Genomic DNA, 22,499 nt, shown 5'->3' on the forward strand with positions numbered 1-22,499 from the left:
TCATAAGAAAATGTCGAGTCTCCATCTTCCACCACTTTTTCATGGTAAAGGCCAATCGACCGATATTTCTTGGTGTAAAAAGTCTCATCAACTTTTCCTAGGGCGGAATTGATAAAATCTCTTGGATCCATCCCAATGTCAATCACCTCAATCTCATCAAGGTCGGTCGATGATTCCTTTAGAAAAAATTTATTGGTTGTCTCTGCCTTTAGACTCTGAATGGAAATGGTCAAGGAGGCATATCCAATGAAGGATATAATTACTGATCTAGAAACAAAGTCTTTCGGAATGGTCACGGATCCTCTTCCATTTATATCCGTAACAGTTCCAATCAATTCATTTTCAACCTGAATATGAGCAAAGGATATCGGTGTCTTTGTGTCATCATTCAAAATTTCAAATGAAAATGTTTGTGCAAGAGAACATTCTGAATAGCCCAAAATAAAAAGCAATATGATGGCATAAATTCTCATTCTTCGGATAACTTGAATCTATATAAGACCAACTCCTCATTGTCGGGATTATCAGCCGATCCATCTGCTAAATAATAATCTCCAATCTTTCCAATTACTTTGAAGAAATTAGGCACTTCTACATCTCCTATAAGCTGCTTGTTTTTATAAATCTGCATTCGCTGAGGGTTATCCCCATATTCGTATACAAGGGGATCAGAATTTCCTAAAGTATATGTTCTGAACAAAACACCTTCTTCTAGAAAAAACTTGACATACTTATAAAATCCCTTTTGTGCCCGATTGATTCTCCAGTAATCCTCCCAGTCTTCCACAGTAGAAACTTCTATATAAGACTGATCCATTTCTTTTCCCGAATTCCCAAATGCTTCCTTCACTTCGAAATTCTTGTCCAGGATGTAAATCAATGAGTCTGGTTCAAAACTTAAATAAATTTCATCGGCGACAAGGTCATGGTAGTAATAATCAAAATGGGGTAAAAACTTATAGTTTTGATATATTCTTGGATGCTTTCCCTTAAGCTCTAAGACTTTACCGCTTTCAGGGTCTACTTTGGCATAGAGATAAGAGTCTGTGTAGTATTCCGGGTGCATGACAAAATTGAACTTGGGATTGGATGACTCTATTTTTGTATACAAGTATCCATCAATTATTTCAAGTTGATTCCCCCAGTATTTCACTTCATATATCCCAGGATCATCAGGACTCGGATTATTCTCTACTTCGCTCAAGTCACTTTGATGATAAAAATCCAAAACAGCTCTATTACTCAATTGATTATTTTGATCAAAAGTTAAAATCGTGTAGCCATCCATAAAATATCGAAAACCTCCACCTGATACAGAAGTCTGAAATCTAGGGATTTCTGAGGGGCCTTCTCCGTTATCAATCAGAGTTTGAATATATTTCCCTTCAGTATCAAAGGCTAAAACTCTCATAGCAAGTCGGTCAAAAAAAAGGATCTGGTCTTCCTCAATTTCAAAGAATCCTTTGCCGACAAATTGATCTTCAAAGTCAAACTCTAAGTTTTCCAATCCTACTAGTTCATAAACCGATAAATCAGGCTCAATTTCTAGAAGAGTTGTCTCAGAATTTTGCTCTGAGCTTGTACACCCGAATAAAACCAGGCAAAAAATTCGAATGTGATTTTTGATCCTAAATCTCAAAGCTTATGATTTAATTATTCTTAAGATTGACTTAAAGGTGTGAGGACTTTAACTCTACAACTAAAATACCCTCCCCAATATTTAAAATCAAAGTTTTAAGAAGTATTATTTGTTAAAAAAAAGGAATCAGTCAGATGATTAAGTCAAGTCTTCCTCTTCCAAAACTTCCAATTCCGCTTTTTCTTGACCTTTTTCTCCTTGACTTGAACCTTATTGGTAAGCGCAACTTTCTCCTTTTTCCAAAGGAAAACCGGTAAAGCCCAAAACACTCCCAGCATACTGAAAACTAGCCCCCCAATCGTACCGATCGCCAATGAGAACCAAAAAATCTCATTTTGACCTTCCATGATAAAGGGAATCAAGCCAAAGCAGGTAGACAAAATCGTGAGCAAAATCGGAATGGCTTTTCCTGCTACGGATTTCAGAACGTTTCGATTATAGGCTCCTGTAGTTCGGTTGTTCAGGTCATTGACAATAAAGATCCCGGCATTCACGGCCAATCCTCCCAGCATGACGAAGGCCGCATAGCCTCCCTGATCGAAATAGAAATCAAAAAGCGAAAAGATCAAAAAGAGCCCGATAAAGCTGATCGGAATGATGGCGATGATGTACACAGGCTGCTTAAGATTCTCAAAAAGCACTGCACAAATCATAAAAATCCCCAAAATCAAAAAGGCCAGCAAAGAATACTGCCGCTTGGCTTTTTCATAGCTGAAAGACCAGGTTCGCTTTTCAGCTGTATAGCCGATCGGCATGATTTGTTTCATCTCATCGAGTACTTCATCCAAATATTCATTGCCAAATTTGGCGGACCCCATGTACTCAAAAGCCACTGCTCGGATGTATTGTCGATCTTCTTTATTGAGCGCATTGGTTGTAGTCTCCTTGGTAAGCGTCCCATAATCGGAAATCTTATAAATCCGCTCAGAACCACCAACCAGCCCTTTTTGCTCCAAATCAAACTTGCTGAAATCATTGGATTTAGCTTCCCGGATGACCATCCCGTAGTTTTTCTCCTCCAGTGTCAGCGAACCGGTAGGTCCTTGAGGTTTACTGAGGTCCAGCATGGTATTGATCAACTGGAATTGATTGGTCTGCCCTAGGGCGATTTGATTCTGATCTAGACGAAGTACGTATTCCTCGGTTTTCTGCTCACCCCAACCCAGTCTCTCATTGGTATTGACCTCCTGAATCCGCTTATGCTTCAAGAGTTTTTCTGCCAAAATCTCCGCCTGTCGCTCCAGTTCATCAAAGTTGTAGCCCTTCATCGTCACCCGAAAAGAGGGAATCCCTTCCCCTCCTGCTCCGGTGTAGAATCCCTGTCCTACGCCATAAATATTCCACTGCGCTCCACTCCAGTCCGTGGATTTGACGGAGAGTTTTCCTTTGAGTTGATAGGGCAAAGCAGAATTTTCATAAGCCTCTTTAAACGTGATCTCAATTTGGGCGCGTTGACCAGACATCACATAGGTCACAAACTTATCAATCCCCTCCACATCTTTCAGATAGGCTTCAAACTCCCGCATGATAAAGTCCATCTGATCCAGGGTATTTCCAAAAGGCAAACGTGCAGAGACATACAATCGGGTCTTCGCCGCTTCCCGGTAGGAACTTTTCTCAAAAACTCCCCTCACAAACATCCGCAAAGAACCACCCAAAGCCTTGTCCACATAGGGTCTTATTTCCTCCTGATAAAAGGTGTTACCTACAGTTTTATTGTACCACTCCTGATCGTCCCACTTGGCAGGAAGGTAAAAAATCGGAATCCCAAAAAGCAAAATAATCAGTGTGATAAATGCTTTGCGATAGCGAGCCGTCCAGGACACGGTACGCTCAAATCGATTCAGGTATTTCGCCCGCTTCCGAAGTTGAGGAACACTGAGTTTTCTACCCTTTTGAGAGGACTCTTTGAAAAGCACTTCGTAAAATGCCGGGGTAAAAAAGAGGGCGATCAACAAGGAAATACCAAGCATCACCGATACGACGATGGAAAACTCCGTCAAATTCTTTTGGTCTTCCTCTGGAAGGAAAAAGACAATCATCAATGCCGCAATCGTGGTCAGGGAGGCTGCCAGCAAGGCTAAAAACACCCGCCTATTTCGATGCTTGTGCAGGTGATCGATCATGATGATGGCATTGTCCACGATCAGTCCAAAACTAATTGTCAAACCGGCCAAGGAGTAGAGATGAATATCTACCTTTAGGAAATAGAGCACAATCGCACAAAGGCTGAGATTGACCAAAATACCTAAGAAAAGAACCGATAGGTATTTCAGATTGCGATTGATCAAAAAGATGAACACAATCAAAATCAGGATAGAAAGCCCAGAGCGCTTGTAGATTTTATCGAGCTCCTTGTCGAGAAACTCCGTATCATCCCGCTCCAAGCGAACTTCAAATCCTGCCGGAAGAAGGACTTTTGTGTTTTCCACTGCTACCTTAAGATTTTGCGCGAGCAGGACCTTATTGACTCCATCTCGATTGAAGATAGTCAGAGTCACTGAATTATTTCCGTTGATTCGGTAGTAGGAAGATGGCTCAGCTTCTTCCAAGGTCAATTTAGCCACGTCCCGGAGCAATACGTCCTTGCCCTGTACTTGGGCCACCCGCAGATTCTCCAATTGATCCATGTCCCGAAGCGAGCGATCCACTCTTACGAAAAGGGTCTTGCCCTCATTGTTCAATACCGAGCCAGGAAAACTCCGCCCGAATGCCTGATTGATCTGGGTGTTCAGCTGACCGCGACTCAGACCATAAGCTTGTAGCTTTTGAATGTCAAAAGTGATGTACAATTGCAAGTCCGTAGCTCCCCGGACCGACACTTCCTCCACTTCATCAAAACGTGTCAGTGCCGGCTTGACAATATCCTCGGCGATTTTTTTGATCTCAAAAGCCGCAAAGGGTCCATTGACGGAGTAGGTCAGAATCGGTGTCTTCTCATCCGTTCGGGCTTGATCGCTCTGCGATACCGTGGGATAGCTTAGTCTAGAGTCTAATTGTGGGTATATCTGCCGAATGAGCGAAAGCACTTCAAAGCGCTTCAATTCCATATCAGCCTTCTTATCAAATCTTAGCGTGATTTGACCTCGGTCATAGTTGGAAATGGAAGTGATATTTTTTAGCTCCGAAAGTTGGGAAAATGCTCCTTCCAGAGGCGAAGTGGCCAGTTTTTCGATAATCTCCGGCGAACTTCTAGGAATCCCATAGGCAATGGTCAAAACGGGTTCTTTTTCCCGAGGATTGAGGTCAACTGATAGCAAGGGAATGACCGCCACTCCAAGAATGGCCAATACAACAAATGCAACTAAAACCCGAAATGGTGTCATCTTACGCCTCCTTCAATTTTTTCTTTGACACAAAAAACCAATACGCGAGGGGAACGAAATACAAGGCCGTCAGGGTACCGATCGTCAGACCACCAATTACCGAAAATACCAAAGGCCGCTGCAAATCCGCTCCCAAGCCCGAACTGAAAATAATCGGAATCAAGGCCAAGATCGTGGTGATCGAAGTCATCAAGATCGGCTTCAATCGTATCTGACCCGCTCGGTGCAAAGCTATTTCCAAAGCCTCTTTCGGATCGATCTCCGGACTTTCCACGTATTCCTTTCGCAGTCGGTTGATGGTATCGATTTTCAAGATAGCATCATTCACCATGATCCCCAACATCACTACCAAGCCAATGGCAGACATGACATTTAGGGAGGCTCCGGCTAGGAGCAAGACCAAAAATGCCCCTGCAATACCCAATGGCAAAGTCAAAACTACAATCAAAGGCTGAATGAAGCTTTCGAATTGCGCAGCCAAAATGAAGTATAGCAAGAGCACAGAAATCAGTAAAATCCCGATCAATTGCTGAATATTTTGCTGATCCTTGAAGTATTGCCCCACCATACTGACGCCGAGATTCCGATCGGCACCCCATCGGATAAATTCCGAATTGTAGCTATCGGGATTGGATGCTGTAACAAGGACGGATTGGTAGATTCCCCCTTTATCGGCAGTCACATATTTGTAGTGATCTTCATAGCGGAAGTCTACAAATTCACCCAAGGTATAAAAGGACGAATCGGAAGTAGTCAACTGTGTGGTACGAAGCAAATCCTCAAAGCGAGTTTCCGATTCCTTCAGCCGAATGGGAGTAATCTCTCCAAATCGACGGATATCGGTGATGGTGTAGGTACCAAACAAGCGGGAAAGCTGCTCCTGCACCTGATCGACTGCAATCCCATAAGTGGCTAATCGATCTGCCCGAAGGGTGAAAACCACCGAGGCTTCTTTTTGCAAACCCGGACCACGCTCCCAGTCTGATACCGGGAATTGACTGAGCCAAGGATCCATTTTCCGCTCCTCGATTGGCTCTTTTGATGTCAGGTCTTTCCAGCGCACTTCATAGTAAGGCAGCGTAGAATTGAAAAGCTGATCAAATGCATTTGGTGCATCGCCTAGTTGGAAGTTGGCATTCGGGTAATTTTCCGACAGGTAGCTTTCCAACTCCTTCAGCCGCTCTTCTTTGGCTTCAGTAGAGGAAAAAAGAAAGTAAAGCAAGGACTGCTGAATGGAGTTTTCTCCATCGAACAGAAGAAATTGACGGACTCCCACATCCGCTTCTGCCTTTTCGTAGCGACCACCCAAAGAGCGCATCAAAGCGATGACCCGATCCCGGTTTTCGGATGCTGAGATCGGTTCATTCCAGTCGATTTCCAGCGTGGCATCATACTTTTCGATTTGTGGCAAACCCTCCGAATCCAGTAAAACACTCAAGCCCAAACCTAGGGGAATCAAAATGGCAAAAATGGCCAAAGCGATTCTTCTGCCTCCAAAAACCGCCGCATAACCTCTATCGTAGAGTTTCAGCACTTTCCTGAAAAATGCTCCTTCTCCACCCTCTTCGGTCTTTTTGCTTCTGCTGAAAAAGAGGAAATAAAGCAAGGGCAAAAGAATGAAGGCCACTGCCAGTGAAACGGATAGAATCGCTGCCACTGCCACCGCCTGATCGAAAAACAAAGCTCCGGAAATCCCACTCAAAAAGACCAAGGGTACAAATACTGAAAGGGTGGTAAGCACCGAACTGATCAAAGCACTCATCACTTCATTGACACCGGCCACGCAGGCTTCGAAGAGCGAAAGCCCCGATTCACGCTTGCGGGTGATATTATCGAGTACAATGATGGAATTATCAATCAGCATACCGATCCCCAATGCCAAACCTGAAAGGGAAATAATATTGATCGAAATGTCGAAGAAGTAAAAAACCAAAAAGGAAATCAATAAGGAGGAAGGTAAACTCACCCCAATAATGATCGGAAGTCGATAGTCTTTCATAAAAAGGAATAGAACTCCAAAGGCAAAAAGTCCACCGAAAAGTAAAGAGGTCTGTAGATTGGAAATAGCTGCGTTGAGTAAGTTGGATTGATCTTGGGTCAGCTCGAAATCCACCTGAGGATAGTCCGTTTTGAAGAGCTCCAAGGCTTCTTTCAGCTCTGGAATCAGCTCATTCATTTTGGCAGCTGCCTGCTTGTGCACGGTGATCACCAAGGCCTCATTTTCCCCGAAAAGGTGATAACCAAGCATTTCCTGTGCTTGATAGCTCACTTTAGCCAGCCTACCCAGTGGGATAATCGCCCCTGAAGGAGCTGAGACAGGAAGACTCTCGATATCACTCGGAGTATCGACCCGGGTAGCTAGTCGCAGGTAGTAGCGAAACTGACCATCCTTGACAGAAACTCCTGGGAGCTCAGAATTTCCTGCTTGAATTGCATTGATCACGTCTTGTTGTGTCATTCCCAAAGCTCTGATAGCAGCCTCATTGGGTTCGACCGTGATAATGCGTTCTTTTTTCCCATTGATATCCACCAAGGAAACCCCAGGAAGCTGTTCAATTCGCTTTTTCAGCACATTCTCCGCCAAAAGGCTCACCTCAATCTCATCCACTCCCTCTTTGGGAATGACCTGCACACGGGCTACGGGGATATCTGAGGTATTGATACGGATCACTTCCGGGCGGGTCAGGCCTTCTGGAAGTGAGTTGGTGATGCGGTCGATCTTTTCATTGACATCGATGTAGGCCAGTTCCATCTGCGTGGAATAGTCGAAGGTAAGCCGGATGGTACCCACTTCAGAGCCAGCTTTGGAGTCCATTTCCTCCAAGCCATTGAGAGTAATCAAGCCTTCTCTTATGTTCCGGAGGACATTTTGCTCGATAGCCTCCGGAGAAGCATTGGGATAATTGACCTTGACCACGATCTGCGGCACATCAATCGGCGGAAGAAGTGAAATCGGCAACATCCGCAAAACAATGAATGAAAAGACCATCAAGGCCGAAAAAGTCATGAATACAGCAATCGGCCGCGCGAGTAAAAATTTTACCATGACTTATTCGCTTACGATTTGAACAGGTGCTTGATGGGCAAGTTGCAGGTTGTTGGTGGTGATGACAGTGCTGCCTGAGCTGATACCATCCAAAATCTCAATTTCCTGCCCATTATCCTTTCCTACTTCCACATAATTCCAGCGGGACTCATTGTCCTCGATGGTAAAGACCACCGCCCGGCCGGAGCGATAGACCACCGCATCTTTGGGAACAACCAAGGAATTGGACTGTGGAGCGCGGATGATTGCCCGGGCATTCATACCCGGCAAAAGATTTTGGGAACTTGTCAATCGGATGGCCACTTCCACTAGGCCATTTTCATCCACTTTGGGATTGATCGCGATCACTCTGCCTTCTAAAGCTTCTTGGGTATTAGAAACCGGATAAACTTCCGCTTTTTGATTGATAGAGATCAGGCTGATATCTGATTCGAGTACTTTCACCCGAAGCTCCAGATTATTGGTGCTGAGGATTTCACAAAGCTCTGCATTGGAACTGATGAGACTGCCCATTTTAAATTTGAGATCGGCCACTTTCCCACTGATTGGGGCTTTTACTTCACAGCGCTCGAGGTTGAGTTCGGCTTCTTTGAGTTCGATTTCGGCGAGAAAGACGCCATTCTTTGCTTTGAGCTGTTGTTCTAAAAATGACTTTCGCTCTTCATCCCCTGATGCAAAATCACGGGAGAAACCCAATTTGTCATTTTCGAAGGATGCCTGCGCATTTTGAAGGGCGATTTGGGCTTTTTGAAGCCGGATCTCCGCTTCGGTGGGGTCGAGCTTGGCAATCACCTGCCCTTTGCTGACAGACTGACCTTCACGGATAGGTAGCTCGATGAGATAGCCCGGTTGCTCAATGACCGCCTTGACTTGGGCGGCAGCCTCCAGTTTCCCGGTGGCATTGATCAGGTAGTCAAAGCTTTTGGTTTCGGCCTTCGCCACCCGGACTTCCGTGGCGGCCACTTCATTTCTGAAAGATTCAGCAGGGATTTCTTCCTGCTTTTCGGTGTCTTCCTGACAAGAAAAACTGAAGCCCATCAAAAAGATAAGCACAAAATAGCGGTTGTAGTTCATCTAAATAATCGTTAGAACCCTAATAAACTAATTAATTGGATTGAAACAAAAATTGATGTAAAAAAAGACTGTTAAAAATGGTGAATTGGGTTTGATACAAAAAAGTTAAGTCGCGTTCAAGAAAGCTATATGATACCCCAAGAGCTTGAAAACACCCTATTTAGCCGAAGTAAAAAGTCAATTTATATTGATTGAATATTTTTAGTTTCAAAACGATCCTATTTTTCAAAGAATCAACCCCTTACCAAATCGGCCAAGCCCAGGAAGTCGGTCTTTTTCGAAATACTATAGCCTCCTCAAAATACCGAATCCGGAGTGTACCGGGCGCCTCCCCTTCAAATTGATCATACAATTCATTCATGGCATCTATCGAAGGTACTTCAAGTTTGACCTGTGTGATTCCATCATCGAGCATGTGAAGCAGGGAGGCCGCATGCCTTGACAAATCAATGATCCTTCTGGAGGTTTTTGGTAGGCGGTCATTGATTCGCACCCATACCGTATCACCGGTATCCAATCGGGTGACCTTCACCCGGGTACCAAATGGAAGATACTTATGCGCAGCCGTCAGACTGTCCATATGAAAGATCTCCCCGTTGGCGGTTTTCCGCAAATGAAAGCGCTTGCCATAAAAACTCGCCCATCCTGTCTGAATCTGTACAGAATCCGCTCCCTGAGCCCTGCTATCCCTGGGAAATCCAAAAATCAGAAGTAAAAGGAGCGGGAATATAGATTTATTCATCAGCAGATTCAGGTCAACAAGAATGCCAATTTCCTTCCAGCATAGATCTACCGATAATCAAATGGTTGGAGATAAAATATTCAAATATTGGTACTCAAATAAGCCTGTGGGAATATCTTCTATGTTGTTTGTCCCTAGACGGTGGGAGAGTAAAGCAAGATGCTTCCGGATTAAGTTCCATTCAAGGCATTCAACTCTTCTCACTTTTTTTGCTTGAGATAAAATAGAAAATCATAAAAAATTTAGAGAAACTTATAACCCTATAAAAACCTAATCAAATATTAGAATAAGTCAATTTTCAATTAAAGAAAGAAAGAATTTATAACTTTTTAAACTTTAAATATTTTTGAAGGAAAAGACACTTTTTTGAATTTCAAAACCATAAATAATATTTTGAAATACATTTTTTTGCGTTTCAAATATTAGCATGCATATTTGCGCACGATTAGACACCCATCTCTTCCCGGTAGCCCTAAACTGAATTTGTACAATTTTGACCAAAGTACTGAACACGAATTTACCCTTGAAAAAAACCTATGATCTCTAGAATTTCCAAAAATATTCTTTCGAGGTTTTCAGCTCAAATGAAAGTCGTGGGGCTATGTTGGCTTTTGGCCTGCATAGGCTTTTTTAGCAATATTTCAGAGGTAAAGGCTCAGTTCCCGGTAATCGAATCCACCGCTACATTTCAGAATAATTCGAGACCGGATAATCATGATGTAGACTTACCAAATGGAATCCAAAATGGGGATTTGCTTTTGATGATTTTGAGACCACAACATAGTAGGTCAATCAGTATTCCCTCTGGATGGAGTCAATTAAGTACAAGAAACAGTAATGGTCGATCATATGTCATCTATCGAGAGGCTAATGGTAGCGAAGGGACCATCCAAAATATCAGGTTAGACGATGATGGAAGACTTGCTGCAATTACCTACCGGATATCGAATTGGGAAGGTACTCCCGAGGCAGTTGTCGAAGATGAAAACACTACCGTTCCACCTTCTTTGACCACTTCTTGGTCAGCCAGCCCTACGCTATTTTTAGCAGCTATAACCAATCGAGTTACCGAAAATGACGTTGATGGACCTCCTAGTGGATATGGAAATTTAATTACAGTAGCAAACTCAAGCAATAGAAGAACCTCTAGAGTTCGAGTTTCTTCCGCATCTCGCAATTCAACTAACTCAAACGAGAACCCAGGTCCATTCAACCTATCGGGAGATTTCGATTCTCCCCATGCCTTCACCATAGCAATTAAAGGCAAAGCGAGAGTTTTAACGGTTACAGCCAACCCAATCACCAAGGTTTATGGGCAATCCGACCCAACCTTGACTTATTCGGTATCTGGTTTTCAAGGAAATGACAATGCAAGTATTATTACTGGCTCTTTATCTAGAGCTAATGGTCAAAACGTAGGCACCTATTCCATCAATCAAGGAAATCTTGCTGCTCCAGGTTATACCATAACCTTCACAGGAGCAAATTTCTCCATCACTCCTAAGATTCTTACCATAACCCCTGATGCAGGCCAATTCAAACTTTTAGGTGAGGCAGACCCTAGCTCTTTCAGCTATCAAGCCTCTGGGTTTGCCTACGCTGATAATTCCTCCATTCTATTGGGCAACCTCTCACGGGATGCAGGTGAATCTGCCGGCTTCTATGAAATCAGGCAGGGCAGTCTAAGCAGTTCCAGTGGCAATTACACCATTGATTTTGTCTCGGGAATATTCTTTGAAATCCAGTCAAAGGTCTTAACAGTCATAGCTAATCCAATCACCAAGGTTTATGGGCAATCCGACCCAACCTTGACTTATTCGGTATCTGGTTTTCAAGGGAATGACAATGCAAGTATTATTACTGGCTCTTTATCTAGAGCTAATGGTCAAGACGTAGGGACCTACGCCATCAATCAAGGAAATCTTGCTGCTCCAGGTTATACCATAGCTTTCACAGGAGCAAATTTTTCCATCACTCCTAAGAATCTTACCATTACCCCTTATGCAGGCCAATTCAAACTTTTAGGTGAGGCAGACCCTAGCTCTTTCAGCTATCAAGCATCTGGGTTTGCCTTTGCTGATGACCCCTCCATTCTCTCGGGCAACCTCTCACGGGATGCAGGTGAATCTGCCGGCTTCTATGAAATCAGGCAGGGAAGCCTAAGCAGTTCCAGTGGCAATTACACCATTGATTTTGTCTCGGGAATATTCTTTGAAATCCAGTCAAACCCAACTCAATACCTAGTCACCGTTTCTTCTCAAAATCCAAAAAAAGGCACCTCGATTACCATCACAGCTCAATTAGCAGATGTCAATGGGAATTCTGTATCAGAAGCGGGAAGATTAGTTTCCTGGTCCGAGCTGAATGGAAACTCTGGCACATTCTCATCTTCCACATCCACTACAGACGGAGATGGAATTGCCACCATAGAATTTACTGTCGCTAATTCAGTAGGAGTTACAACTCAAATTACTGCTTCCGGATCAGGAGGACTATTCGGAACCTCCCCAGAAATCACTACGGTGGATGCCATTCCGACCCAACTGGTCTTTGTACAAGACCCCTCAGGCAGTACGACAGAAGCGGGACAACCTTTTGCTCAACAGCCGATTATTGAAATTCAGGATGCAGATGGGAACCGGGTAGAAAGTGCTTCAGTCCTTGTTTCTTTAAGTTTGGAATCAGGATCTGGAGAGCTACGCGGGGAAATCGAACTTCAGGCAGTCAATGGTTTGGCGACTTTTTCGGGATTAAACATTGACTTGGTGGGAAATGATAAGGTGATTTTGGCAGAATCCGAGGGATTAACTTCTACCTCCAGTGGGCAATTTGCTATCTCGGTAGGACCTGCTGCATTATTCACTCGCTATGCGGGAATCCAACAGGTGGCTCCAACAGGATTGGCGGTCACCACTCCTCCAGCAGTTAGGGTTCAGGATATTTTTGGGAATCCAATTTCAGGGGTTTCGGTAAGTTTTTCCGTCACTTCTGGTGGAGGCAATATTGAACCAACCACGGCAGTTTCTACGAATTTGGCAGGGATAGCCTCCTTGACTTCTTGGATTTTGGGTGAGACTCCTGGCCAAAATACACTAACTGCAAGCTCTTCAGGTTTCACTTCTCTGACATTTACAGCCCTTGGTACCGAAGATGCAATACAAGAATTCAATACCAGTACCACTTGGACTGTGCCTCCGGGTGTGAACAGCATTATGGTCGAAGCTTGGGGCGGCGGTGGAGGCGGCGGTGGATCTGGTGCATTTTTCGGCACTGGTAGAGGTGGCGGAGGCGGAGGCGGAGCCTACTCTTCAGCCACCATTTCAGTCTCTCCGGGACAAACACTTAGCATCAATGTTGGTGTGGGTGGTATAGGAGGCGCTAATACTGATGGTCAAAATGGTGGTTTTTCTAGTATAGAAATCGGAGGCACCGAGCTAATGAGTGCCAATGGAGGAATAGGTGGCCAAGGAACTGCTGGTGTTTTTGGAACATTTAATGGCAACGGTGGAAATGGAGGAAGTGGAGAAGGAAGTACTCCTGGAGAAAATGGGGGTAATGGAAATAATAATTTTGGAGGAAATGGGGGTGGAGATGGCGGAAGCGGCGGATCTGCGCAATCGAGTGGAAATGGAAATGATGGAAACTCCCCTGGAGGAGGTGGAGGAGGTTCAGTCAGTTCTGGATTTGGCTCAAATCAAGGCGGTAATGGAGGCTCAGGCAAAATCATTATCACTTACCCGAAGCCTGTCAACCAATTCCGTGCGGTAAGCTCCGGCAACTGGGAGGATGAAAATACCTGGGAGCAGCAGTTCTCGAATGGACAATTTGCAAAGATCAACTCCAAACCTGGGACAAACTCCATGGTGATGATTTCGGGAGAAAACACCAAGGTCAATGTCTCAGACAATCTTTCTATCTCAGGTTCAGTCAGCATAAACGGAAAAGGTGAACTGAGTCTAGCCTCCGGAAAATCCTTAAGCTTAAACTCAGGCTCAACGCTGACTGTAGGGAATGAAGGAATCCTTAGTCTCCCAGCCGAAGGCACTGTAAATGGAGCTGGAAATGTAACGATTAACAAAGGGGCAACCTTAGCTATTGCACATCCAGATGGAATAAGTCTTTCAGGAAATAATGGAGCAATTCAAAATACTGGAACCCGTACTTTCAGCAATGAAGCTAATTACATGTACAATGGGTCCGAAGCCCAATCGATAGGAAGCGGCTTACCATCAGTGGTCAACTCTCTGATGATTGACAATAGCTCGGTAGTCACACTGGATAGACCTTTAGAAGTTACATTGGATTTAGTCATAAATTCAGGTTCATTTCAATTGGATGAATCACTTCTAGTTGACCTTGGGATGACTTTGAATGGTTCCTCGGAGCTTGTTGTGAAAAATGGAGTGTCCTTCACCGCAGACTTATTATCTAATCTAAACACTAATGATGCTTCCCGGATCGTGTTGAATCCAGGAGCTAAATACAGTAATCTAGGAATCAGTGCCCCTACTATCGAAGTACAGCAACTTTTGACTGGGGTGAAAGGATGGAGAATGCTAGGTTCTCCTGTAAACGGAGCAACTTACCTCAATTTCTTGACTGGGCTAGAAAGTCAAGGCTTTACAGGAAGCTCCAACCCTAGCCTTCAGCCCAATGTACTTTGGTGGGACGAAACAGATGGTGGCACTACCCTGCAAGGATGGAGACAACCTTCCAATATAAGTGAGCAAGTTCCGAATGGAAGAGGCCACTATGTGTATGTCTTTGACGGAGGTTCCAAGGCTTCATCTGGCAATTACACCGATAATCTCCCCATAACCTTATCCGCTTTGGGGTCTGAGGTGAATTTGAACAATGGTGGATTTGATTTTGGAGTGACCTACACTCCACGCAATGAAGACTTCAAAGGCAATGTAGAGTCAGGGACCTACACGCAAGTGGAAAGCGCCGTGGAAGGCTTCAATTTACTTGCCAATCCAACAGCCAGTTTTATTGACTTTTTCAAAGAAAGTGGCTGGACTAAATCTGGAATCGATGAAACTATCTACATCTGGGATCAGAATTTCAACAATGGCCAGGGAGATTTTAGAGAAGTGACAGAAGATACACCAGAGACAGGGCGGTTGATCGCTCCTTATCAAGCTTTCTGGGTAAGAACAAACCAAGAAAACCCGAGCCTGACTCTTTCTAATGAGGCTAAGTCCTTTGCTTCAAGCATGTTCTACGGAAGAGTTATGAGTGAAGTGCCAGGAGCAAATACCTCAAAAATTAATCTTTCGATTCAGGGAGAGGGATTAAAAGCGAATGCCAGTCTGAGAATTTCCGATCAGGGAGAAGATGGCTTAGACCCTTGGGATGCATTCCAACTAGAGTCTCTCAATAGCACCTGGCTCAACCTCTACTCTTTAGGATCTCCAGATCAATTGGATCCATTAGTAATCAACCATTTAAGCTTGCCTGAGCAGGGCGAAAAATCAATCCCGCTTTACGTGGCAGCCGCCAAGAATGGCCAGACTTTTTCTGGAAATTATACCCTAAACTGGGAATTACCACTTGATTGGCCTGCTGATATACCGGTAGTACTGATGGACCACATTTCCAAAACTGCTATTGATATGAGTGAGGTGCAGTCTTATGAATTCAGCTTTGAGGCACCCACTTCTACCAATATGCGGATTCGAACAGAGGACGGGGAGATGAAACAACCACAAGCGGTGGTATTTTCGCATGAGATCAAAGACGGGGAAGGACAGAATTTCAGAACTAAAAGCGGTCAAATCACTCGTCCATTTACGATCATTATCGGCTACACAGGTGATGGAGCCAATCCAGAGTATCGTCCCGAAATACCAAAACTCTACAGCCCCTACCCTAATCCTTTTGTTGACCGTACGATGATCAAATTTTATCTACCAGTAGAGGATGCTGCTGAAGTCAAAATTTACGATATGCAGGGGAGAGAAGTCGGAAGTTTCGAAAAGCAACTTTACCCAGCCGGAATTCACACTTTGGAATGGATACCAAATGCAATTAATCTACCAAAAGGAGTGTATCTAATTCATCTTCAAACGAGTATTCAGTTGATAGTCCAAAAAGCAATTAAATTATAATTCAATGTCAAAAAAATTATTCCTGATTTTGCTTTTTGGGTTTTTTGCGCTGCAAACTTATGCTCAATCGTCCTCCTTTTCCATCAAGGCGACAGCCGTGGTGATGGAAAATCTTCAGATGATCACGATTCGGGATATGGATTTGGTGAGTCCTCCTATAGTCGGAAATACCATTACGGTAAATCCGATCACGAGCACCTATGCTGGACTTTTTAAGATTTTGGGAAGTCCAAATGCCCGTGTTCAGATCAATTTTACCCCAAGAGAAACTTTAGTGGAGCAAAATGAAGGAATTGGAGTAGTCCAGGCAGTCTATTCCCTGAGCGCAGCTCCAGAAGACAATCAATCAGCCAGTTTTTTGTTGACGCAGGGAAATGCTGATGTCACTATCGGCCCGATAGGTGAGGTATTTATTTGGCTGGGGGCCGAACTGGACGTTTCCCAGGCTACTCAGGGTAATTATGTATCAGAATTTGTCATAGAATTTGAATATATGTGATGAAGAAGATTGCAATTTTGGTAGGGCTTTTACTTTTATCAAATCTAGTGATCAGCGAGGCGATTGCTCAGCGGATCAATTTCTCAACTTGGACAGGAAGCGAGGATGTAAGCATTCGGTCAATTGGATCGGTGATTTCTTCCTTGAGATTCAATGAAAAGCAGCAGGTTCTTCTAGCCAACACACCCGCTATCGCAATAGCTAAAAATGACCCGCAAGTTGCCATTTTTGAAATTGAAGCACCTTCTGAATTTGATATTACAGTAGAACTTCAGGCCCCTAACTTTCTGGCTAAAGAAGGCGATCCAGAAAATGGAACTATCCCTTTCGCCTTACAAATGTCATACAGCAATCAGGGACTACCCAATGAAATTGCCGCCCTCGGATCATCGATGGATGTACCCTTGGGTTTCACAAGCGTGACTTTTCCGGTTCATGCAGGAAGAAGAGGTGTACCACTTCCTCCAAACCCAGAATTGTATGGAAATGCGCGACCAAAATCAACAGTCTACCTGTTTGTTTATGGCACTTTAGGTCCGATCGGACAGGTTAGTGCAGGAAATTATATCGGTGAAGTGTTAATTAATGTATATGTATCAGGTGGCGATTAAGGTATTCTTCTTAGTCTTGGGCATTGGCCTTGGTTCTTTACAAAAAGGATTCACTCAAAGTCAACCTGTCCGAATCAGTATTGAACTCCCAGCCGGGGTAGGCCTGAGCTCTAAGACTCCTTCTGCAACTAGCACAAAAGGAGGGAATTCTAGAACTTCCTCTTCTTCGGGAATTTCGGAATCTGAAAAGGTAGACTTTGCTTTGATTGCTGAAGACGGGACACTAATTCCACTCACCTGGATCCAAATGAAAAGCATGGAGAATAATCAGTTTTTGGTGGATCTTCGGGATGAAAAAGGAATTCAGATTAATTTTCCAATTTACTTCTTGAATGATCAAACGGATGAACTTTCATCATCCAAAGCTTATGAAAGACTTCCGGCAATAATGCAATTCGATCGGTCTTCCCTACTAATTAGAAATAAAACACCCCGTCAAACTTCAGTTCGAGCTTGGTTGGGAATTCCCAGTTTATTCCCGGGTACCACTTTGATTTTGGAGTACTTTTGATCTGACTTCTAAAAGAGAAATTCAACTCCTCAAAACTCATGGTAAAAGTAGAAGTATCGATTTTTTGACTTCACAATTTTTAGCTAAAGCTTGCAAATTTTCCATTCAATTGAAGTAGTAAAGTTTAGAAATCTGTCTTGTAAAAATTCTCTCAAAAGACTCACAGACAAGAGCAAAAAAAAGTCCGAAAACACCCTGACTTAGTCTCAGTTTTTAGCTGCCTTAGCTGATTCCTAATTACAGTATTTCTTGTTTGAATTCAATATGAATTCCATCAAAATAAAGGAGTTTACCATGAATCAATATTTTCTTTTTAGGCATTGATTCTTAAAAATTTATCATTTAAATAGAATTCTTTCTGATGAGTTAAAATTTCTTTTAAAAGAGCCCTGATTTTATAGATAAAAAATAATTTTTTTCGGTTAAATTTAATATTAGTAAAATACAATTTTTTTTGAATTATTGGTCAATTATTTTCATTTTTTATAATCCTACTTATTTATTTGAGAAATCCAAAAAACACGGTTTTTACTTTGAAATTATTTTTTATGTATTTCAAATACATTTATTTGGGTTTTAAATCATCTTTGCAGTATATTTGTAACAGTGAAAGTGATTTAAGGAACTGTTGATCAAAATTTAACTATTTCAAGATTGCAAGAGGTCCTGAAAGTCAGTTTTCACTACCTAGGTAAAATCAAAATTGAAACACAAAAACAAACCTTAAACAATTAAAATCAAACAAGTACAAACTATGAAAAAACTAGTAAAAATTATCTTTGTGGCGGCCTTCGCCATTGGATTCGGAGTAACAGCTCAGGCGCAAAACAGAGCTGCTGACATGAGTGCATCGGCTACTGTATTTGATGCTATTTCAGTAGAAAAAGCAACAGACTTAAACTTCGGTCAGGTGATGAAAGGTGCGAAAAAGTATATTTCCCCAGGAGGTACCGCATTTTCTTCAGATAACTCTGGTGTCTCTACTGCAGGCATCCAAGCAGGTTCTTTTAAAGTATTTGCCGGTGCTGGTTCTAGTGTGACACTTTCCTTCAATAACTTGACGGAATTAGCTAATGGGGATACAAAAATGCCGATCATCTTTAATGAAGACCAAGATGGTACTGCGGTGACTTCAATTGGCTATGGAACTGAAGCCTCCAGTTTGACTAAATTAAATGTCGCTACTTCAAATTCGATCACATTTCCTACATCCACTGTCGACGGAAAAAATGGCACCTATGTATATGTGGGAGCTACAGTAAATGCGGCTGCTGATCAAGAAAGTGGTTCTTATACAGGCACTTTGACTTTGACCGCAACTTATAATTAATTCAAATCAACTGAATACCGGTAGAAAAGATTATTTCTACCGGTGTTTCATTCAAAAATCAATGAAATCTCTCATCCTATCGATTCAATTTCTACTTGTCTTTGGCATTGTTCAAGCACAAGTTTCATTAGCTCCGACTACCGTATTTGCTGATGCAAATGGGATCGGTACTATGTACGTTTCTAATGGTTCGGATAAACCTCAAGAAGTTAATATCAGCTTTCTGTTTGGCTACCCCGGTAATGATGCTGAAGGGAATCTTTTGATGATCTATTCCGACAGTATCAGAGAAAATCAGTCTGGCTTAGGAGACCGAATTCGAACATTTCCGAGATCTTTTATTTTGGCTCCAGGTCAACAACAAGCAGTGCGCTTCCAAGTCCGTCCGGATAGAAACAGACCAGATGGAATGTATTTTACACGAGTCAAGGTAGCCTCCAATGAACAAACCGCTAGTGTAGAAGAAACTATCACCGAGGGCATCAGTACGCAGATTAGCTTAAGATTGGAGCAAGTCATAGCCGTTTTTCAAAAAAATGGAGAAACCTCCACAGGATTGGAGTTCCAAGAACTGGCAGCAAGCAGAAAGGAAAATTTTATCAAAGTAGATTCTAAATTCACTGTATCGGGCAATTCCCCATATTTAGGAAGCCTGGAAGCGGTAGTGAAATCGAATTCAGGTGAAATAGTCGCAAGACATCAGCAGACGGTAGCCATGTATTTCGAAGGTTTTAGAAGTTATTCCATTCCACTTCCCGAGGAAATTACTCCGGGAGAATATGAAGTAGAGCTCCTATTCAAAACAGAGCGCTCTGACATCTCCAGTTCGGACTTGGTTCAGGCTCCTCCGATTAGCAAGAAACTGAGCATAACGCTCTAAATCAAAAAAAATCCTTCTCCAAACATCCTAACAATCAGTCAAGGTGGACATAATGAATCCAGTTGTATTCTTCTGGAAGCGGGTTTTTTGTGCCCTTTCAATACTTGCTTTTTGCCTAGGTTCCATACCCGAACTGCAGGCTCAGCAAGAACCTGATGGAGAAGCCCTGTTGACTTTTTCCCACCCATCCATCGGACAATATTATGTAAATGCCGCCTTTTTTGAAGATGTAGCATTCTTACCACTCGGTGAATTCCTTAGCCTCACTGAGATTCCTTACGAACAAACAGATAATAAACTGGGGCTGCAAGGAGGTTATCCCAGCCCAGAAGAAATTTGGAAAATCGACCCTGTAGCAGGTTTCATTTGGATCAATGGAGTATCCGAACCCCTTCCTGCAGATAAGTTTTACCTGGGTGAACTCGACCTTTTTCTCCATCCGGAGTATTTCCAGCGAATATTTGGCATCGAGTTTACAGTAAATCCCTATGCCCTTTCTATGTCCCTCAAATCGGAGCGTCCACTTCCGATCGAAGAGAAAAGGAAACGGGAGGCTATCCGAAAAAAATTAATGGCAAGAGGAGGTTCTCAGGAAGATATTCCTATGGCCTTGCCTCGAGATCGGGCAATTTTAGGTTTGGGTATGCTGGACTATGCTGTCAATTTTGATCAATCCTCCGAAAATACAGCTACCTCCTTTCAGCTCAGAGCCGGTGGCGAGTTTTTAGGTGGGGATATTCAGGGGGCCTACACCGGTTCTGTAGGTCCAGAGGGCTTGAGCAGCCAATTCTCGGGATTGCGCTGGCGATATGTATTGCCGGGAGGATTAGAGCCCAACAAAAACGTCCTGCTGAGTAGCATCACCCTAGGTCAAATCAACACAACCAGTCTGACAGACGCCGTTTCTTTGACGGGCTTTTCACTGACAAACAATCCTGTAATTCCCCGGCAAGAACTGGATGTCTATGTGATCGATGGCTACACTGAAAGAGATTCAGAGGTAGAGCTATTGATTGGGGGGCAATTGGTTGACTTTATGCGGGCCGACGAAGTTGGTTACTATCGGTTTAATGCCCCGGTAACCTATGGCACGGTCCGTTTAACCCTCAGAATCTATACGCCTCAGGGAGAAGTGATCGTTCAGGATCGTCAATTGCAGATCCCTTTCTCCTTCCTGCCCAAGGGGTTTTTGGCTTACAATATTCAAGGAGGTCGGCTTCAAAATGCAGCAGACTCCCTTCCGTCCGATCTTGTGGGGCATGCGGACCTTGCATTTGGATTGAGCAAGTCAACGACAATACGTGCAGGCATAAATTATGGGGACTACTTTGGCATAAGTAGACAGAATACTTCCTTTGGGTTGTCTACTCGTTTGTTTCAGCAATACCTCTTCAACGTAGATTATTTGCCCGAGCGCTACTATCGAGCCAATGCGAGTGTTTTTTATGCTAATAATATCAACATCAGTACGCAGGCTACCGAATATCTGACTCTTCCAAATGAAGAGAATGCGAGTAGCCAGCCGATCCGTGATGCCAATCTGAACGTCTTTATTCCATTTAAGCTTTTCGGGAGATTTTCGGGGATTCGATTCGGTGGAGAAAAGCAATGGCTAATGGATGGATACAAGGGGAATCTCCAGGCTGACTTTAATATGCAGCTTGGAAAGCTGGCTGCACGATTCAATTATCGGGCACAGCTTTTTGGTCAAGGCAGTGGTGATGATCTCTCCTCGGAATTTGCCCCCGGAATTTTGACAGGCTCCTTCACTTATTCCCTTCCACGGAGCCCCAGTTTACCTGTTTTTGTGAAAGGGATGTTTATCCGATCTCAAGTCAGGTACAATACTGCCTCCTCCCAATTGTCTAATCTGAATATCCAAGTTTCACAAACACTATTTAAACTGGGACGTCTAACCATGGCTTATGATCGGGATTTGATCAATGGTTCAGGACAATTTCAGATTGGCTTTTTGTATGATTTTAACTTCTTCAGATCTTCAACCCAATTTTCTACACGAAAACAAGGGTATTCCGCTCGACAAAGCATCAGTGGATCCATCGGAATAGATCCAGTAGCGGGAGCCCTATTACCTTCCAATCGAGATCAAGTGTCTAGATCAGGAGTATCTGTGCGGATGTTCATTGATGAAAATGAAAATGGGAAGTTTGATAAGGGTGAGGAAATAGTCCCTGCAAAAGCGGTGCGTCTAGATAAATCCGGAAATATGCTATTAGGATCTGATGGCGTACTGAGAATCACCCAATTGCAGAGTTATTGGACTTATGCCTTGGAGATTGATACCCAAGCCTTACCCGATCCAACCTTGGCACCTAAGGAAAAGAAATTTGGCTTCGTAGCTGAACCGAACCGATTCAAGGTAATCGATATTCCGCTTTACCGAACAGGGATCATAGAAGGGGCAGTGCTTATGAAGCAAAAGTCCGGAGAACAAGGAATAGGCGGACTTAGATTGCTACTTACCAAAAAAGGAACAGGTGAACTTATAGAAACCCTTCGGACTTTTGCCGATGGATCCTATTACGCATTTGGTTTACTCCCAGGGAATTACCAGTTGGAGATAGATCCTAAACAGCTGGAGTTTTTGAATGCCAATGTGGATCAAATTATCATCGAATTTGAAATCAAACCGCTGATAGATGGGGACTATTTAGAAAATCTGAATTTCACTCTTTCGAAGATCGAAGAAGAGTAGGCTTTGAAGACTCAA

At 43.3% G+C, this 22,499-nt stretch carries 13 protein-coding genes; 7 read left to right on the forward strand and 6 right to left on the reverse strand.

Going from position 1 to position 22,499, the window contains the following annotated elements; all coding sequences use genetic code 11:
• The 6 genes from OU792_RS08035 to OU792_RS08060 all read right to left on the reverse strand — a co-directional run.
• A partial coding sequence (locus OU792_RS08035; protein WP_274669917.1) for a carboxypeptidase-like regulatory domain-containing protein occupies positions 1-473 on the reverse strand: 473 nt, incomplete at its 3' end.
• Positions 470-1,507, reverse strand: a complete 1,038-nt coding sequence (locus OU792_RS08040) for a hypothetical protein (RefSeq protein WP_274669918.1) — start codon at positions 1,505-1,507, stop codon at positions 470-472. The genes OU792_RS08040 and OU792_RS08035, both read right to left, overlap by 4 nt.
• Positions 1,508-1,782: 275 nt before the next feature.
• Positions 1,783-4,965 carry an efflux RND transporter permease subunit gene (locus OU792_RS08045; protein ID WP_134201938.1) on the reverse strand — a complete coding sequence of 1,061 codons (3,183 nt, stop codon included), beginning with the start codon at positions 4,963-4,965 and terminating at the stop codon, positions 1,783-1,785.
• Position 4,966: 1 nt separating this feature from the next.
• Positions 4,967-8,011, reverse strand: coding sequence for an efflux RND transporter permease subunit (locus tag OU792_RS08050; protein ID WP_274669919.1), 3,045 nt, complete (start codon positions 8,009-8,011; stop codon positions 4,967-4,969).
• A 3-nt stretch (positions 8,012-8,014) separates the two neighbouring features.
• Positions 8,015-9,085 (reverse strand): efflux RND transporter periplasmic adaptor subunit, encoded by a 1,071-nt coding sequence (locus OU792_RS08055; protein ID WP_274669920.1) that lies wholly within the window; start codon positions 9,083-9,085, stop codon positions 8,015-8,017.
• 241 nt (positions 9,086-9,326) lie between these two features.
• Positions 9,327-9,827: a septal ring lytic transglycosylase RlpA family protein gene (locus OU792_RS08060; protein WP_134201943.1), complete on the reverse strand. Its 501-nt coding sequence runs from the start codon at positions 9,825-9,827 to the stop codon at positions 9,327-9,329.
• Positions 9,828-10,363: 536 nt separating this feature from the next.
• Between OU792_RS08060 and OU792_RS08065 the strand changes: the two genes are divergently transcribed.
• The 7 genes from OU792_RS08065 to OU792_RS08095 all read left to right on the forward strand — a co-directional run bounded on the left by OU792_RS08065 (position 10,364) and on the right by OU792_RS08095 (position 22,484).
• Positions 10,364-15,937 (forward strand): MBG domain-containing protein, encoded by a 5,574-nt coding sequence (locus tag OU792_RS08065; protein ID WP_274669921.1) that lies wholly within the window; start codon positions 10,364-10,366, stop codon positions 15,935-15,937.
• Positions 15,938-15,941: 4 nt separating this feature from the next.
• Complete coding sequence (locus tag OU792_RS08070) at positions 15,942-16,436, forward strand: hypothetical protein (RefSeq protein WP_134201945.1); 495 nt, start codon at positions 15,942-15,944, stop codon at positions 16,434-16,436.
• The gene (locus tag OU792_RS08075; RefSeq protein ID WP_134201946.1) at positions 16,436-17,047 is read left to right on the forward strand and encodes a hypothetical protein; all 612 of its coding nucleotides are present in this window, start codon (positions 16,436-16,438) and stop codon (positions 17,045-17,047) included. The genes OU792_RS08070 and OU792_RS08075 overlap by 1 nt, the downstream gene beginning before the upstream one ends.
• Positions 17,022-17,558, forward strand: a complete 537-nt coding sequence (locus OU792_RS08080; RefSeq protein ID WP_274669922.1) for a hypothetical protein — start codon at positions 17,022-17,024, stop codon at positions 17,556-17,558. Before OU792_RS08075 ends, OU792_RS08080 begins: the two co-directional genes overlap by 26 nt.
• Positions 17,559-18,312: 754 nt before the next feature.
• Positions 18,313-18,888 (forward strand): DUF4402 domain-containing protein, encoded by a 576-nt coding sequence (locus tag OU792_RS08085; protein WP_274669923.1) that lies wholly within the window; start codon positions 18,313-18,315, stop codon positions 18,886-18,888.
• Between the two features lie 61 nt (positions 18,889-18,949).
• Positions 18,950-19,768, forward strand: coding sequence for a hypothetical protein (locus tag OU792_RS08090; protein WP_134201949.1), 819 nt, complete (start codon positions 18,950-18,952; stop codon positions 19,766-19,768).
• Between the two features lie 52 nt (positions 19,769-19,820).
• Entirely contained in the window at positions 19,821-22,484 is a 2,664-nt protein-coding gene (locus OU792_RS08095) for a hypothetical protein (protein ID WP_134201950.1), read from the forward strand.
• Positions 22,485-22,499 lie beyond the last annotated feature (15 nt).

It is taken from the genome of Algoriphagus sp. NF (genome assembly GCF_028823735.1).
Lineage (GTDB): Bacteria > Bacteroidota > Bacteroidia > Cytophagales > Cyclobacteriaceae > Algoriphagus > Algoriphagus marincola.

Coding starts and splice junctions, on each gene's coding strand:
- OU792_RS08045 (WP_134201938.1), bottom strand. CDS start 4,965: ATGACACCATTTCGGGTTTTAGTTGCATTTGTTGTATTGGCCATTCTT.
- OU792_RS08050 (WP_274669919.1), bottom strand. CDS start 8,011: ATGGTAAAATTTTTACTCGCGCGGCCGATTGCTGTATTCATGACTTTT.
- OU792_RS08055 (WP_274669920.1), bottom strand. CDS start 9,085: ATGAACTACAACCGCTATTTTGTGCTTATCTTTTTGATGGGCTTCAGT.
- OU792_RS08060 (WP_134201943.1), bottom strand. CDS start 9,827: ATGAATAAATCTATATTCCCGCTCCTTTTACTTCTGATTTTTGGATTT.
- OU792_RS08065 (WP_274669921.1), top strand. CDS start 10,364: ATGATCTCTAGAATTTCCAAAAATATTCTTTCGAGGTTTTCAGCTCAA.
- OU792_RS08070 (WP_134201945.1), top strand. CDS start 15,942: ATGTCAAAAAAATTATTCCTGATTTTGCTTTTTGGGTTTTTTGCGCTG.
- OU792_RS08075 (WP_134201946.1), top strand. CDS start 16,436: ATGAAGAAGATTGCAATTTTGGTAGGGCTTTTACTTTTATCAAATCTA.
- OU792_RS08080 (WP_274669922.1), top strand. CDS start 17,022: ATGTATATGTATCAGGTGGCGATTAAGGTATTCTTCTTAGTCTTGGGC.
- OU792_RS08085 (WP_274669923.1), top strand. CDS start 18,313: ATGAAAAAACTAGTAAAAATTATCTTTGTGGCGGCCTTCGCCATTGGA.
- OU792_RS08090 (WP_134201949.1), top strand. CDS start 18,950: ATGAAATCTCTCATCCTATCGATTCAATTTCTACTTGTCTTTGGCATT.
- OU792_RS08095 (WP_134201950.1), top strand. CDS start 19,821: ATGAATCCAGTTGTATTCTTCTGGAAGCGGGTTTTTTGTGCCCTTTCA.